Source organism: Halomonas borealis, from assembly GCF_004798905.1.
Taxonomy (GTDB): domain Bacteria; phylum Pseudomonadota; class Gammaproteobacteria; order Pseudomonadales; family Halomonadaceae; genus Halomonas; species Halomonas borealis.
On sequence record NZ_SDMO01000001.1, the window covers coordinates 438,827 to 452,770 of the forward strand.

Here is a 13,944-nt window from a genome sequence, read left to right on the forward strand (position 1 = left end):
CATGAATGTCAGAATGATTGTCACGAGTCTTGGTACCAGCGCCGCCATGCTCGCCGCTACCGTCGCGCAAGCCGAGGACGGTTATGACGCTCCCGCAGAATGGCCTTCACCGGTCGTCGAACATCTACGTGGCTCGCTGCTCGTCGATCGCCTCGAATACGCCAGGCCCGATGAGGGAGACGACGCGCTGGTGTGGGATTTTCAGGCCTGGTACGGCGGCGACGTCAATCGCCTTTACCTGAAGGGAGAAGGAGAAAATGTGCAGGGCGATGGTGAGGACGCCGAGTTCGAGAGCCTCGACCTGTTGTATAGCCGTCTGATCGCCCCCTTCTGGGAGCTTCAAGGGGGGATCGGCTACCAGGGAGGCATCGCCACGGATGATCATCTAAAGCGTTACTTTGGTGTCATCAATCTTCTGGGGGTGGTGCCTTACCGCTTAGAAACCGATGCCGGACTGAGAGTCAGCGATGACGGTGATATCTCGGCGAGCCTGGAGAGCGAATACGACCTTCGCATCACCCAGCGGCTATACCTTCAACCCCGTATCGAGATGAGCGCTTCTGCCGACGAGGTACCCGAGTTTGGCGTAGGAAAGGGGCTAAACTCCATACGTACCGGCCTACGCCTGCGCTATGAGTTTCACCGCAAGTTCGCTCCCTACATCGGAGGATACTGGCAGAAGGCTTATGGTGATACGGCCGACATGGCACGCGCCGAAGGAGAGTCCGTCGAGGATACCGGGATAGTCGCCGGCATACGCATGTGGTATTGAGCCAACGATCTTCCTTCCCAGCATGATCTTTCTGGATATCGTCCATTTTTCAGCGTCGTTTCAGCCAAGACTCCCATACTCGACCATGTCAACCAGACAAAGGAGACATGCCATGAAGCGCCTCACCACCCTGATCGGTGCCACCATGCTGGGGCTATCCTCGACAGCGACCTTCGCCGTCACCGGCAACCAAGCATCGGAGCCGATGGCATTGAATGAAGGCGTCACCGACAGCCGACTCATCTCTCAAGAGCCACAGCGTTATAGCCTTAACGTTCAAGAGGCGAGAACTCTTCAGCTAAGCAGTGAACACCTGGCCAGTGAATCCAGTGAAAATGTTCGCATCCAGGGCAGCCTGTATGACGACGCGGGGAACCTGGTCTCTCAAGACTCCGATCTACGCGGGCACTTCCTGATCACGGAGCAGGTAACGCCTGGCACCTATATCCTAGAGGTCACGGGAGATGCCATGGGAAGCCCCGACGAGGTCAGCAGCCGGTACAATCTGCACATCAACCTGAAGTAATCCACTGAGTGGATTAACTGCTACAAAAAACGAGGCCAGCTTCTGCTGGCCTCGTTTCAATGACATCACCGCTTGTCAACAAACCTGATATAAAAACCAACCACACAGCCCCGAACAACCTCTTCAACTGCAGCCATTTTCCAAATTTATAGCACTGACCATCCACTAGGCAAAGCCGGCATGAGATTTCGAGACACTATAGAAAGATATGGAAATATAAGCAAATCACTCCACTGGATCACGGCCTTCCTTTTACTCTTCCAAATCACGTCGCCTTTAGCTAACGAGCTGTGGCCAGCGAACGCCTTCAGCCGTTCCATTCAGCCATGGCACGCCACAATAGGAGTGACCATACTAGGGCTGACAGCGCTCCGACTCCTCTGGCTTTTACTACAGATAACATCACGACCCAAAAGCGACAACAAAATGAAGACCATAGGACATGGGGCCATTTATCTCCTTCTCTTGGCAGTCCCGTCCATCGGATTCATGATGCTCCTAGAGAAGGGCTATGGGGTGAAAATATTCGGGATGAGGATCCTTTCGGACCTACAAGACGTTCCATGGCCAACCAGATTGAACGAACTCCACGCTCCTTTCGCCTGGATGATTGCTATATTAGTGGTTGGACATATAGCAATGGCATTCCATCATCACTTCATACATCGCGATGAGACGCTACGCCGCATGATATGACGGCGGCCTCAATGACCGATGACACGTCAGGCACGGTGTGGCCACCTTTCTTCTGCAGTCCGGTCCGCCATCATGATGATGCCCGCCATATAGTCGATATAGCGTGCTTGACTGCCGCGTTGAGGAAACTTCTCCACCTCGCCTATGGTGTGCTCAAGGCGCCAGCCGAAGTCCGGCGACAAACCACCCGATGGTAGGTGTGTCGCCGGCTAGGAGAGAGGGTCTCTAGTGTGGCGTTTTAACGACATGCCTATCACAGTTGGGCAATATCGATGAAAGAGCAGGAGCGAGCCAAGGGGCTCGCCCCACCTTTCTCCTTCTACAACCCCTTGGGCGCGAAGATGCCCGGAGCGTTGCGCCAGTAGCCCTTATAGTCCATGCCGAAGCCGAACACGTAACGATCCTCGACCTCGAGGCCGCAGTAATCGGCCTGAAGGTCCGGCATCGACTTGCGGTCGTGGCGCTTGTCGACCAGCACCGCGGTCGAGATGCTCGCCGCACCGGCCTCACGGCAGTAGTCGAGGATGGCGGCCAGGGTCGCGCCTTCGTCGAGGATATCGTCGACGATGACCACGTGACGACCGGCCATCGGCACCTCGGGAGAGACACGCCAGAACAACTCGCCGCCACGCATGCCTCCGCGATAACGGGTCGCGTGCAGGTAGTCGACTTCGAGTGGGAAGCCCAAACGGGTGAGCAGATGCCCTGTGGTGATCAGGCCGCCGTTCATGACGCAGTAGAAGACCGGCAGCTTGTCGCCCAGATCATGGGCGATCTTGTCGGCCATGCGATCCAGGGCACGCTCGACCTCCTCCTGGCTGATCAGGCAATCGGCGGAGTCCATGACTTCACGCATGTCCGCCAGGGACGGGTGGGCGTTGGCATCGAGTTTGGGCATCGGAAGCTCGTCGTGATTCGGAATTCAGGGAGTCGTCAGTCGGCGGCCATGGCCGCGAGGTGGGCATGCACTCGGCGCCAGCGTGACAGCGCACCGAGGGCATCGAGGTCGGGACGCGCCCGGGCGTAACGCAGCTTGGCGGCACGCTTGGAGGTACGCCCCTCACAGGCGTCGACGACGGCGAGCGCGGCGGCGCGATCGTTGCACACCAGTAGCATGTCGCAACCGGCTTCCAGCGCCAGGCGGGCCCGTTCGGCAGGTTCGCCGACCCGGCTCGCCCCGGCCATGCTCAGGTCGTCCGAGAAGATAGTGCCCTTGAAGCCCAGCGACTCACGCAACATGCCAAGCCATGCCGGCGAGAAGCCGGCGGGCCGATGATCGAAGCCCGAGTACACGACATGGGCCGGCATCACGCCGCCGAGGCGCGATGCCAAGGCCGTGAAGGGCACCAGGTCACGCTCGCGCAACGCGTCGAACGAACGCTCATCCACCGGCAACTCATGATGGGAGTCGGCGGCCACGCCACCGTGCCCGGGGAAGTGCTTGCCTACCGAGGCCATGCCGGCCTCGTGCAGCCCCTCGACGAAGGCCCCGGCCAGCCGCGTCACGACCTCGGGGTCGGCGCCGAAGCTGCGCTCACCGATCACCGTGGAGCAGCCATCGTCGACATCGAGCACCGGCGCGAAGCTGAGATCCAGCCCACAGGCCGCCATCTCCATGCCGAGCAGCCAGCCGGTATCCTGGCACAGGCGGCTCGCGACCTCGGGGGCCGCTTCGTACTCGCGGCCGAGCCGTCCCATGGCCGGCAAGCGGGTCACGCCTTCGCGCAAGCGCTGCACGCGACCGCCCTCCTGGTCGATGGCCAGCAACAGCTCCGGGCGCACCTCTCGAATCGACCGGCACAATTCACGGACCTGAACGGCGTTTTCGACGTTGCGCGCGAAGAGGATCACACCGCCGACCGCCGGGCGAGCCAGCAGCTCACGCTCTTCGTCGCGCAGCTGCGTCCCTTCCAGGTCCAGCATCACCGGTCCAAGCGTCTGGGTCATGTTCGCCTTCCTGACGGATGAAGGGAGGCGATTCTAGACCAAAGTCGGCGCCGACGACAGCCCGACCCGATATGGCTCCGCGGCCAGCGTCGATCACCGCCACAGGGGAATACGATGCCCCGACGCGGCCGCGGGCGCGCCTTTCATGGTCATCCGTCCAAGCTCCCGACACGGAAGTCACAAGACCCCGGACAAGCCGGCGCTGGCTCCGTAGAATACCCCTATCAATCTCGCGGATAAGGAGCCCCCCTTGCCTGTCGGCCTTTCCCCTCTGCTACTGTGGCCGCTGGTCGTGATCGTCGGCCTGTGCCTCGGCAGCTTTCTCAACGTGGTGATCACCCGCCTGCCGGTCATGCTGATGCGCGAATGGCGCGCCGAGGCTCGCGAGGTGCTGGAGTTCGACGCCGAATCCGCGCCGACCTTCAACCTGGCCACCCCGCGCTCGATGTGCCCACGCTGCGAGGCGCCGATCGCCTGGCACGACAACCTGCCGCTGGTCGGCTGGCTGAAACGTCGCGGACGATGCGCCCACTGCGACACGCGCATCAGCCCCCAGTATCCGCTGATCGAACTGGCCGGCGCGCTGCTCACCCTGGCGGTAACGCTGCTGTTTGGCCCCACCCTCGAGGGGCTGTTCATCCTCGGCGCCTGCCTGAGCCTGCTGGCGATGGCGGCGATCGACCTGCGCACCCAGCTGCTACCTGACGCGCTGACCCTGCCGTTGTTGTGGGCCGGCCTGCTCTATCAGTTGTTATTCCAGCCGCTGCAGTTGCCTGGCGCGGTGATCGGCGCCATGGCCGGCTATCTTTCGCTATGGGGCTTCTATTGGCTGTTCAAGCTGGTGACCGGCAAGGAAGGCATGGGCTACGGTGACTTCAAGCTGTTCGCCGCCCTCGGCGCCTGGCTGGGCTGGGCCTATCTACCGATGATCCTGGTGTTGGCCGCCGGCGCCGGCGCCATCGTCGGCGTGCTCATCCAGCTGGCCGTGCCACGGCTGCGCGGCGCGCCGATGCCATTCGGCCCCTGGCTCGCGGCGGCGGGCTGGATCGCGCTGCTGGTCGGCGAGCCACTACTGGCCACCTACCTGACCCTGGTGATGTGACATGGCCGAGACTCCCCCGATCATCGGCGTGACCGGTGGCATCGCCTCCGGCAAGTCGACCGTAGCCCGGGCCTTCGCCGCACACGGCATTCCCTGGGTGGATGCCGACGACATGGCGCGAGCCGTGGTCGAGCCCGGCGAACCCGCACTGGCGGCCATCGCCGAGCGCTTCGGCGAGCGTGTGCTGCAGCAGGATGGCCACCTGAATCGCCGCGCCCTGCGCGAGATCGTCTTCTCCGACGATGATCAGCGACGCTGGCTGGAATCGCTGACCCATCCACGCATTCGCGAACGCCTGCTCGAGCGGCTGGCCGAGTTCCGTGCGGACCCGGCCCCCTATGCGCTACTAGTCTCGCCACTGTTGTTCGAGTCGGGCCAGCATGCGCTGGTCGACCGGGTGTTGGTCATCGATGTACCGGAAACGCTGCAGATCGAGCGCACCGCCGCCCGCGATGGCGTCGATGAGGCCCAGGCGCGCGCCATCGTCGCCACCCAGATGCCACGCGAGACACGCCTGACCCGCGCCGATGACGTGCTCGACAACGCCACCGACGAGACGGGCCTGGCCGCCCGGGTTCTCGAACTGGACCGGCGCTATCGAGCGCTGGCCGGTTTGCCCCCGGCACGCTGATTCGTCATCCTTTCCCCGTACTCCCTGCCGTCGAGAGAATCCCCATGAACCATGCCGAGCCCGAGCGCCCCCTCGAAGTCGCCTGCCCCCAATGTCGCCAGAAGGTCCGCTGGAGTGAGGACAATCCCTACCGCCCCTTCTGCAGCAAGCGCTGTCGCCTGATCGACCTGGGAGCCTGGGCCGACGAGTCGCATCGCATCGCCGGCGAACCCGCCATGGATGAAACCGATATCGATGCCCTGCTCGCCCGTGCCGACCGTGACGGCGGCGTCTGACGCGATGACCGCGACTCCCGAGTATCAGTTACTGGCCCGCCTGGAGGCCGCCTTCGATGTCGTGGTCGAGGAAAGCCAGGCCCTGATCGCCGCCTGCCGACGCTCGCAGGCCCAGGCCTGGGCCTTCGGGCGCGAACACGCCGATGCCGACTGGCTGCAGCAAGCGCTGCTGGATTTCTGGTATCAGGATGGCCAGGACGGTCGCAGCACGCGTAGCCATGTGGGGCTGATCGCGGCGACGCCCGAGGTGATGGCGCAGGCCCAGCAGGTCAACGCCACGAAACACCGGCTCGCCGGGTTGCTGAGTCAGATCCGTGAACAGGCCCCTGCCCTGATCCCCGAGGCCAAGGCCGTACTCCCCTTTCGCCACCCCGAGTTGCACACCCACCTGCGTGGCAGCGGCCTGGCCAGGCTCCACCTCAAGCAGTGCTGGCGGGCAATACCCGTGGCACCGGCCCCGGTCGCCCGCGTCCGGCTGGCCTGGTACTCGAGTGGGCGCTCCATCAAGCGGTTGAGCGTTCGCGAGGCCGAGCAGAAGCTGTTGGCCTTGGACACCGAGGCCCCGCACGTGCGCATCCAACTGCGCCAGCTGGCCGGCCTGCCAGACGGCGAGCCCCTGGCCCAGGTACAGCCACAGGCGCCGCTGATGCGCGCCAACCTGTTCTTCCGCGAGCCGCTGGAAGACGGCCAGCGCCGCCGAGCCATGAACGTCGCGCTACCGCTCTTCGTGCCGGCCGACGATGGCCGGCTACCGGACCATAACCTGCCGCCGTTGCGACCACCGCAATCGCGCACGCGCGCGCGGCGCCGCGATGAACGACTCGAGCAAGAGCCATTGCTCCCGAGTCTCAGGGTGTACCGTTATCGCCGCTGATGCCCTCATGCACATCAGGCGATGCGGCCGAGCGCCTGCAGTGTCTGGAGCAGCTCGCTGACGCTCGCTTCCGGCAGGGCGTAATCCTGCATCAGCTCTTTCAGCCGACGTTCGAATGCCTGCTGGCGAGCGTCCGCCTCCTGCTCATCGAGAGAACGCACGGGCGGACCGGTGGGGATATCCAGCGCCGCATCGGGTCTGTCGAGTCCACGCAATGCCTCGGCGAAGGCATCATCGAGTTCACGGAACTTGCGCAATTTATCGCGCTCTTCCATGGGCTTGGGGGATTTGTGCTGTTTCATTCGCAACCAGTCGGTTCAAGACCATGGCCGAGGGAGGAAATAAACGCAGGCCATGGCCGGGCGATATACCCGCAAGGAGTATACCCTCCCGCTCTTCGACAAGCATCCATCTCGACTCTCCCCGGCTCATTATGTGCAGAAACGCTCAATGTTCGAAGGCAAACTTGCCTTCACTACCGTTAGGCCTCATAAAGCACTCAATGCGACTCCACAACAACAACCGCCACGCAGACAACTTTCCGGCACCAGGATCACCGATCATATCGGCATCCAGCAGGGCACGGAAAACAATGTAGGACAGGGAAGCCGGCCATGTACCAGGAAATGATGCGCGCGGAGATATGGCTGCAGGATACGATGAGCAGTCAGACGGACATCGAAGCACTCGCACGGACAATGGGCTATTCCGCCGCACAGATGAGACGCCGCTTCCGCCACCACTTCGGCATGTCGCCCGGCGCCTATCGCGATAGGCTGCGCCTGGAGAAAGCCGCCAGACTGCTGACTCATACCTCCCGCCATATCAGCCAGATCGCCGGCATCTGCGGCTACCGGAATCACTCCGCCTTCTCTCGCGCCTTTCAACGCCATTACGAACAGACTCCGCGTCGCTTTCGACAGACACTACGCGTCTCGCTCCAGCGTCAACACCACACCGTGGGCGTCTTCCCCTATGACATTCGGGAGCTGCCGCCCCGCAAGACCGTACTGACCCGCCTGTATCACCCCGAGCGAGTCCGCGACGACCTCCGCGACTGGCTACGCCATAGCCCAGGAGCCGAGTTGCTCCCCGCTCGGATCGACCAGGGCACACCGCTGGCCATCTTTCACGACCGCCCCCTGGCAGGCGCCCTGCCACGCCTCGACCTGGGCGTACAACTGAAAAATGACGGCGACAGCCTGGCACTGCCCCCGGCCTTCCGCACCCTCCACCTGCCCGCACAGCGCCATGCCTGCCTGCGCCTGCACGATACCAGCCAGCTGGATGCGGCGATGCTCTACATGGCGTGCCGCGGCGTTTCGGGGGACGGCATTCCTATCAGCGGCGACCCACCACTGTTGCTGCAACACACAGAGGCGCTGGAACTGCATATCCCGCTTCGTTAGGTCGGCGTGCGAAGCGGCGACTCGCCGCCGGTCTACGCGCTCAGGCATTCCCCGGAAACAAGAGTGCCGCCCCAAGGGGCGGCACAGCTGCCGTTAGCGGCCTTTCAGCTCGCCGACCGCGCTTCAGTCTTCGGTGCGCACCAGCCAGGACTCGACGGTCTCGGAACCGAACTCGTCTTTCCAGGCCTTCAACGTCTTCTGATTACCACCGCGAGTCTCGACGACTTCTCCGGTCTGCGGGTTCTTGTAAATCTTCAGCTTGCGCTTGCGACGAACACCATCGCCGGGGGCAGCCGCCTTGGGCGCCGCGCTGGATTTCGGGTTGAGCAGCTCGATGACGTCATTCGCACTCTTGTCGAACTCTTTCATCAGTGACTCGAGCTTGGTCTTGAAGTCCAGCTCGGCCTTGAGGCGGTCGTCATTCTCCAGACGGTCGAGTTCGTCCTGGAGTTTCTTGAGCTGCTGTTCCTTCTGCATGTAATTACTGAGCAGTGATGACATCTGACCTTTCCTTATCTGGGATAAACTATCGGGATGCCGCAGCATTATTGCGCTTATAGACATATGACGCAACTCATTACATATAGTCGCCGCTAAAGAAGAGGACAACTTCCTCCCCGAAGGAACTCGCCTATTATGGCGACACTCATCATACCCGGGCAGCTTTTCCATCCGTGACGCCCACGACCAGGACGGCGATCTCGATATTCCGCCCCTGGCATGGAGGCTCCCATATCGCACACACAAAAAGAGGCGCCACCCTCTCGGGTGGCGCCTCCGGTCTTACCAAGATTCGCTAGGGGACCTTGCCCCGAACCTTAGTCCTGACCCATCTGCTGCTTGATCAGGTCGCCGATGGTCGTCGGGGTCTCCTGATCGGAGTCCTGCTGCTCGCGCAGCTTGGACATGTTGCGACGCGTGTCGTCCTGATCCTTGGCCTTGACGGACAGGCTGATCTGACGGTTCTTGCGATCGACACCGACGATGCGGGCCTCGACGCTGTCGCCTTCGTTCAGCACGTTGCGCGCGTCTTCGACGCGGTCGGCGCTGATCTCGGAAGCCTTGAGCACGGCCACGACATCGGTCGCCAGCTCGACCTGAGCTTCCTTGGCATCGATCTCGACCACACGACCGGTCACGATGCTGCCCTTGTCGTTGACGGCCAGGTACTCGGCGACCGGATCGGAATCCAGCTGCTTGATACCCAGCGAGATGCGCTCGCGCTCCGGATCGATGGACAGGATGACGGCTTCGGCTTCGTCGCCCTTCTTGAAGGAGCGCACGGCTTCTTCGCCGGTCTCGGTCCAGGAGATGTCGGACAGGTGAACCAGGCCGTCGATGCCGCCTTCCAGACCGATGAAGATACCGAAGTCGGTGATCGACTTGATGGTACCGGCAACGCGGTCGCCCTTGTTGTACTGGGCGTTGAAGGTTTCCCACGGGTTAGCAGCACACTGCTTGATACCCAGGGAGATACGACGACGCTCTTCGTCGATATCCAGCACCATGACGTCCACGTCGTCACCGACCTGAACGACCTTGGACGGGTGGATGTTCTTGTTGGTCCAGTCCATCTCGGAGACGTGGACCAGACCCTCGACACCCTCTTCCAGCTCGGCGAAGCAGCCGTAGTCGGTGAGGTTGGTGACGGTGGCGTGCACCTTGGTGCCTTCCGGATAGCGACCCTTGATGTTGACCCACGGATCCTCGCCCAGCTGCTTCAGGCCCAGGGACACGCGGTTGCGCTCGCGATCGAACTTGAGCACCTTGACGGAGACTTCGTCGCCGACGGAGACGATCTCGCTCGGATGCTTGATGCGCTTCCAGGCCATGTCGGTGATGTGCAGGAGGCCATCGACGCCGCCCAGGTCGACGAAGGCGCCGTAGTCGGTCAGGTTCTTGACCACACCAATGATCTGCTGGCCTTCCTGCAGCGTGGCCAGCAGGGCCTCGCGCTCGGCACTGTTCTCGGCCTCGAGCACGGCACGACGAGAAACGACAACGTTGTTGCGCTTCGGGTCGAGCTTGATGACCTTGAAGTCCAGTTCCTTGTTCTCGAGGTGCGTGGTGTCGCGCACCGGACGCACGTCGACCAGGGAACCCGGCAGGAAGGCGCGGATGGAATCCACGTCGACGGTGAAACCGCCCTTGACCTTGCCGTTGATCACGCCCTTGACGATCTCTTCCTTCTCGAAGGCGGCTTCCAGGACCTTCCAGGCCTCGGCGCGCTTGGCCTTCTCGCGAGACAGACGGGTCTCGCCGAAACCGTCTTCCACGGCTTCCAGGGCGACGTGGACTTCGTCGCCGACGGCGATGGTCAGCTCACCGTTTTCATCGCGGAACTGGGCCGCGGGAATCTGACCTTCGGACTTCAGGCCGGCATTGACGGTGACCCAATCACCTTCGATGTCGACGACAGTAGCCACGACGATCGCGCCGGGCTCCATGTTGATGTCCTGAAGAGACTGTTCAAACAGTTCAGCAAAGCTTTCGCTCATGATGTTCCTACGTGATCAACGTTGTGCGGCAGGGCCGCTTCTCCGCACCACCAGCGAGTGCGGGCCATTTCAGACGGCCCTCGGGGATGTTGGCGCTGGTTCGACCTGGCCGGGCTCACGGGTACTAGGTGCCCGACCACGTCATCACATCGTTCCGAGGGCGCCGCAAGGGAGTTCAGGTGTCGGAGGCGAGGCCACGTTGGGCCAGCAGTTCCGTCAGCCGATCCACCACTTCCGGTATCGTCAGGCTCGTGGTATCCAGCTCGACGGCATCATCGGCCGGTACGAGTGGCGCCACGCTGCGCTGCATATCGCGTGCATCGCGTGCCTGAATCTCCTTGAGAAGACTCGATAGACTAGCATCCACCCCGGCCTCTCGCAACTGGAGCTGCCGGCGCTGCGCCCGCTCGTCGGCCGAGGCCGTGAGGAATATCTTCAGCGGCGCGTCGACGAACACCACGGTGCCCATGTCGCGGCCGTCGGCCACCAACCCCGGCGCCTGACAGAAGTCACGCTGTCGACGGAGCAGCGCCTCGCGCACCGCCGGCAACGAGGCGACTCGAGAGGCGGCATCGCCGACCTGCTCGGTGCGAATCGTGCGGGTCGCCTCCTCGCCCTCGAGCAGGATCCGCGCCTCGCCACTCTCAGCGAGGAACACCACATCCAGCGCCTCGGCCACGCGGGCCAGGGCCGCCTCGTCATCCAATGCCACATCGTGCTTGTCGGCGGCCAGGGCGGTCAGGCGGTAGAGCGCCCCGCTATCCAGCAGACGCCAGCCCAGCCGCTCGGCGACCAGCCGGCTGATGGTGCCCTTGCCGGCGCCACCGGGGCCATCGATGGTGAGTACCGGTGCCCGTTCGCTCATGATGACTCCTGTTCTTCGGCGAGAGACAGCCCGACGCGGCGCGCCAGGGACACGAAACCGGGGAACGACGTCGCCACGTTGGCGCAGTCGTCGATGACGATCTCGCCCTCGGCACGCAGGGCCGCCACGCTGAAGGCCATGGCGATGCGGTGATCGCCCAGGCTATCGACGCGACCGCCCGCATAGCTCGGCCCTTCGCTGCCTTGCCCTGCGAGGCGGCCGACGATATCGATGCCATCCTCATGCAGGCGATTCTCGACACCCAGCGCCGCCAGCCCGTCGGCCATCACCTTGAGGCGATCGGATTCCTTGACGCGCAGCTCGGCGGCCTCGCGCAGGCGGGTGGTGCCCTCGGCATTGGCGGCGGCCACGAACAGCGCGGGGAACTCGTCGATGGCCAGCGGCACCTGATCGACCGGGATGTCGATGCCCTTGAGCGGCGCGTAGCGGATATGCAGGTCCGCCACCGGCTCGCCACCCACCTCATGGCGGTTCTCGAGACGCAGGTCGGCGCCCATCTGCTGGAGGATATTGATCACGCCGATGCGAGTCGGGTTGATGCCCACATGCTCGAGCACCAGGTCGGCCCCAGGGGTGATCGCCGCGGCCACCAGGAAGAAGGTCGCCGACGAGATGTCGGACGGCACGTCGATCGGGGCGGCGGCGAGGCTCCCGCCTCCCTCGAGCCAGCAGGTATCGCCCTTGCGCTCGACCGCATAACCGAAGCCATTGAGCATGCGCTCGGTATGGTCGCGGGTCGGCGCCGGCTCGCGCACCCGGGTCTCGCCCTCGGCGTAGAGCCCGGCCAGCAGCAGGCAGGACTTCACCTGGGCGCTGGCCATCGGCATGTCGTAGTCGATGCCCTTGAGTGGCTGGCCGCCGCGGATCTTCAGCGGCGGGCGACCGCCCTCGGCGGTATCGATCACCGCCCCCATCTCGCGCAGCGGATCGGCGACCCGATCCATGGGCCGCTTGGTCAAGGAGGTGTCACCGGTCAGTTCGGTATCGAAGGCCTGGCCGGCCAGCAGGCCGGCGAACAGGCGCATGGCGGTGCCGGCGTTGCCCACATAGAGCGGCCCGGCCGGCGCCTCGAGGCCATGCAGGCCCACGCCGTGCACGGTCACCCGCCCCTGATGCGGCCCCTCGATGGCCACTCCCATCTCACGGAACGCCTGCAGGGTCGCCAGGCTGTCCTCGCCTTCCAGGAAGCCGGAAACCTCGGTCACCCCCTCGGCCAGGGCGCCGAGCATGATCGAGCGATGAGAGATCGACTTGTCGCCGGGCACGCGGATACGCCCGGTCACACCGCCACCGGGGGCGACCCGGTAACGCAGCTTGTCTTGTGCTTGCATCTGGTATTCCGCCTGGTAACTGGTCTGGTTAATCAGGGAGTCGAAGTAATGTCGAGCGTGACTGGCACGATCGAAGGTCGCCAGCATGGCATCGGTGTCGCCGTGCTCGACCGCTCGACGCAACCGGGCCACGCCGGCCTCGAAGTCGTCGAGGGCATGCAACACCGCATCACGGTTGGCGACGAAGATGTCGCGCCACATCACCGGATCGCTGCCGGCGATGCGCGTGAAATCGCGAAACCCGCCGGCGGCATAGCGGAAGATATCGAGGCGCTCGTCCTGACGCGCCAGGGTGTCGACCAGCGAGAAGGCCAGCAGGTGCGGTAGATGACTGGTACGGGCCAGCACCTCATCGTGGCGCGCTACCTCCATCTCGAGCACCTCGGCGCCGGTGGCTTCCCACAGCGTGCGCACCATGCCCAGAGCGTCGGGGTCGGTGCTCGACTCGGGCGTGAGGATCACCTTGTGGCCGACATAGAGATCGGGGTTGGACGCCGCGACGCCGCTCTTCTCGGAGCCGGCGATGGGGTGCCCCAGCACCAACCTCGGCGGCATGCCGCCGAAGACCGCCTCGGCCGCCTCGCGGATGGCCGCCTTGGTGCTGCCGACATCGGTGATCACCGGATCGATGCCGGCCCGGCGAATGCCGACGGCAAGCGTTGCCATCACCTCGCGCATGGCCAGCACCGGCACCGCCAGCACGACCAGATCGACACCCTCGAGCAGCGCTTCGAGCCGGGTGCCGCCTCGGTCGATCAACCCCATCTCGACGCCGCGGGTGATTTCCTCGGCATCCGGGTCGCAGGCCAGGATCTCGCCGGCGGCGGCTTTTCCTACCGCCCCGAAGCCGGCGGCGTCTTTTTCTATCGCCCCGAACCCGGCGGCATCTTTTTCGACCGCCCCGAAGCCGGCGGCGCGTAGCGCGGCGGCCAGCGAGCCGCCGATCAGGCCGAGGCCGACGATCAACACCCGGGAGGAAAGCGCCTGACGCTCCATC

At 63.7% G+C, this 13,944-nt stretch carries 15 protein-coding genes; 8 read left to right on the forward strand and 7 right to left on the reverse strand.

Features of this window, described 5'->3' with window-relative positions:
- Position 1 precedes the first annotated feature (1 nt).
- From ETC07_RS02040 to ETC07_RS02050, 3 genes are all read left to right on the forward strand, one after another.
- Positions 2–772: a copper resistance protein B gene (locus tag ETC07_RS02040; protein ID WP_136246830.1), complete on the forward strand. Its 771-nt coding sequence runs from the start codon at positions 2–4 to the stop codon at positions 770–772.
- 112 nt (positions 773–884) lie between these two features.
- Positions 885–1,298 (forward strand): hypothetical protein, encoded by a 414-nt coding sequence (locus ETC07_RS02045; protein ID WP_136246831.1) that lies wholly within the window; start codon positions 885–887, stop codon positions 1,296–1,298.
- A 180-nt stretch (positions 1,299–1,478) separates the two neighbouring features.
- Positions 1,479–1,994, forward strand: coding sequence for a cytochrome b (locus tag ETC07_RS02050; RefSeq protein WP_136246832.1), 516 nt, complete (start codon positions 1,479–1,481; stop codon positions 1,992–1,994).
- Positions 1,995–2,313: 319 nt separating this feature from the next.
- Here the strand turns inward: ETC07_RS02050 and ETC07_RS02055 are convergent, their stop codons facing one another.
- Entirely contained in the window at positions 2,314–2,892 is a 579-nt protein-coding gene (locus ETC07_RS02055) for a hypoxanthine-guanine phosphoribosyltransferase (RefSeq protein ID WP_136246833.1), read from the reverse strand.
- Between the two features lie 35 nt (positions 2,893–2,927).
- Complete coding sequence (gene nagZ / locus ETC07_RS02060) at positions 2,928–3,941, reverse strand: beta-N-acetylhexosaminidase (RefSeq protein ID WP_136246834.1); 1,014 nt, start codon at positions 3,939–3,941, stop codon at positions 2,928–2,930.
- Between the two features lie 250 nt (positions 3,942–4,191).
- Between nagZ and ETC07_RS02065 the strand changes: the two genes are divergently transcribed.
- From ETC07_RS02065 to ETC07_RS02080, 4 genes are read left to right on the forward strand one after another with little or no spacing between them, the layout of a single operon-like run.
- A complete protein-coding gene (locus tag ETC07_RS02065; RefSeq protein ID WP_168709148.1) occupies positions 4,192–5,043 on the forward strand; it encodes a prepilin peptidase in 852 nt (283 codons plus the stop codon).
- 1 nt (position 5,044) lies between these two features.
- The gene (gene coaE, locus ETC07_RS02070) at positions 5,045–5,674 is read left to right on the forward strand and encodes a dephospho-CoA kinase (RefSeq protein WP_136246835.1); all 630 of its coding nucleotides are present in this window, start codon (positions 5,045–5,047) and stop codon (positions 5,672–5,674) included.
- 44 nt (positions 5,675–5,718) lie between these two features.
- The gene (gene yacG / locus ETC07_RS02075) at positions 5,719–5,949 is read left to right on the forward strand and encodes a DNA gyrase inhibitor YacG (RefSeq protein WP_136246836.1); all 231 of its coding nucleotides are present in this window, start codon (positions 5,719–5,721) and stop codon (positions 5,947–5,949) included.
- A gap of 4 nt (positions 5,950–5,953) precedes the next feature.
- The gene (locus ETC07_RS02080; protein WP_136246837.1) at positions 5,954–6,823 is read left to right on the forward strand and encodes a DNA replication terminus site-binding protein; all 870 of its coding nucleotides are present in this window, start codon (positions 5,954–5,956) and stop codon (positions 6,821–6,823) included.
- 14 nt (positions 6,824–6,837) lie between these two features.
- On the opposite strand, the gene ETC07_RS02085 is transcribed toward ETC07_RS02080, so the two are convergent.
- A complete protein-coding gene (locus ETC07_RS02085; protein ID WP_168709149.1) occupies positions 6,838–7,125 on the reverse strand; it encodes a hypothetical protein in 288 nt (95 codons plus the stop codon).
- 357 nt (positions 7,126–7,482) lie between these two features.
- Between ETC07_RS02085 and ETC07_RS02090 the strand changes: the two genes are divergently transcribed.
- Entirely contained in the window at positions 7,483–8,232 is a 750-nt protein-coding gene (locus ETC07_RS02090) for a helix-turn-helix transcriptional regulator (RefSeq protein WP_168709150.1), read from the forward strand.
- A 123-nt stretch (positions 8,233–8,355) separates the two neighbouring features.
- Here ETC07_RS02090 and ETC07_RS02095 read toward each other — a convergent pair whose 3' ends face one another.
- From ETC07_RS02095 to ETC07_RS02110, 4 genes are all read right to left on the reverse strand, one after another.
- On the reverse strand, positions 8,356–8,733 hold the full coding sequence (locus ETC07_RS02095; protein ID WP_136246839.1) for a histone-like nucleoid-structuring protein, MvaT/MvaU family: 378 nt from the start codon (positions 8,731–8,733) through the stop codon (positions 8,356–8,358).
- Between the two features lie 317 nt (positions 8,734–9,050).
- Positions 9,051–10,730 (reverse strand): 30S ribosomal protein S1, encoded by a 1,680-nt coding sequence (rpsA, locus tag ETC07_RS02100; protein ID WP_136246840.1) that lies wholly within the window; start codon positions 10,728–10,730, stop codon positions 9,051–9,053.
- Positions 10,731–10,905: 175 nt separating this feature from the next.
- On the reverse strand, positions 10,906–11,595 hold the full coding sequence (cmk, locus tag ETC07_RS02105) for a (d)CMP kinase (protein WP_136246841.1): 690 nt from the start codon (positions 11,593–11,595) through the stop codon (positions 10,906–10,908).
- Complete coding sequence (locus ETC07_RS02110) at positions 11,592–13,943, reverse strand: bifunctional prephenate dehydrogenase/3-phosphoshikimate 1-carboxyvinyltransferase (protein WP_136246842.1); 2,352 nt, start codon at positions 13,941–13,943, stop codon at positions 11,592–11,594. Before ETC07_RS02110 ends, cmk begins: the two co-directional genes overlap by 4 nt.
- Between the last annotated feature and the right edge of the window lies 1 nt (position 13,944).

Bases quoted from the DNA above. Each gene is read 5' to 3' on its own strand.
- ETC07_RS02045 (WP_136246831.1), top strand. From the start codon at position 885: ATGAAGCGCCTCACCACCCTGATCGGTGCCACCATGCTGGGGCTATCC.
- ETC07_RS02095 (WP_136246839.1), bottom strand. From the start codon at position 8,733: ATGTCATCACTGCTCAGTAATTACATGCAGAAGGAACAGCAGCTCAAG.
- coaE (WP_136246835.1), top strand. From the start codon at position 5,045: ATGGCCGAGACTCCCCCGATCATCGGCGTGACCGGTGGCATCGCCTCC.
- ETC07_RS02090 (WP_168709150.1), top strand. From the start codon at position 7,483: ATGAGCAGTCAGACGGACATCGAAGCACTCGCACGGACAATGGGCTAT.
- rpsA (WP_136246840.1), bottom strand. From the start codon at position 10,730: ATGAGCGAAAGCTTTGCTGAACTGTTTGAACAGTCTCTTCAGGACATC.
- ETC07_RS02040 (WP_136246830.1), top strand. From the start codon at position 2: ATGAATGTCAGAATGATTGTCACGAGTCTTGGTACCAGCGCCGCCATG.
- nagZ (WP_136246834.1), bottom strand. From the start codon at position 3,941: ATGACCCAGACGCTTGGACCGGTGATGCTGGACCTGGAAGGGACGCAG.
- ETC07_RS02050 (WP_136246832.1), top strand. From the start codon at position 1,479: ATGAGATTTCGAGACACTATAGAAAGATATGGAAATATAAGCAAATCA.
- cmk (WP_136246841.1), bottom strand. From the start codon at position 11,595: ATGAGCGAACGGGCACCGGTACTCACCATCGATGGCCCCGGTGGCGCC.
- ETC07_RS02110 (WP_136246842.1), bottom strand. From the start codon at position 13,943: ATGGAGCGTCAGGCGCTTTCCTCCCGGGTGTTGATCGTCGGCCTCGGC.
- ETC07_RS02085 (WP_168709149.1), bottom strand. From the start codon at position 7,125: ATGAAACAGCACAAATCCCCCAAGCCCATGGAAGAGCGCGATAAATTG.
- ETC07_RS02080 (WP_136246837.1), top strand. From the start codon at position 5,954: ATGACCGCGACTCCCGAGTATCAGTTACTGGCCCGCCTGGAGGCCGCC.
- yacG (WP_136246836.1), top strand. From the start codon at position 5,719: ATGAACCATGCCGAGCCCGAGCGCCCCCTCGAAGTCGCCTGCCCCCAA.
- ETC07_RS02055 (WP_136246833.1), bottom strand. From the start codon at position 2,892: ATGCCCAAACTCGATGCCAACGCCCACCCGTCCCTGGCGGACATGCGT.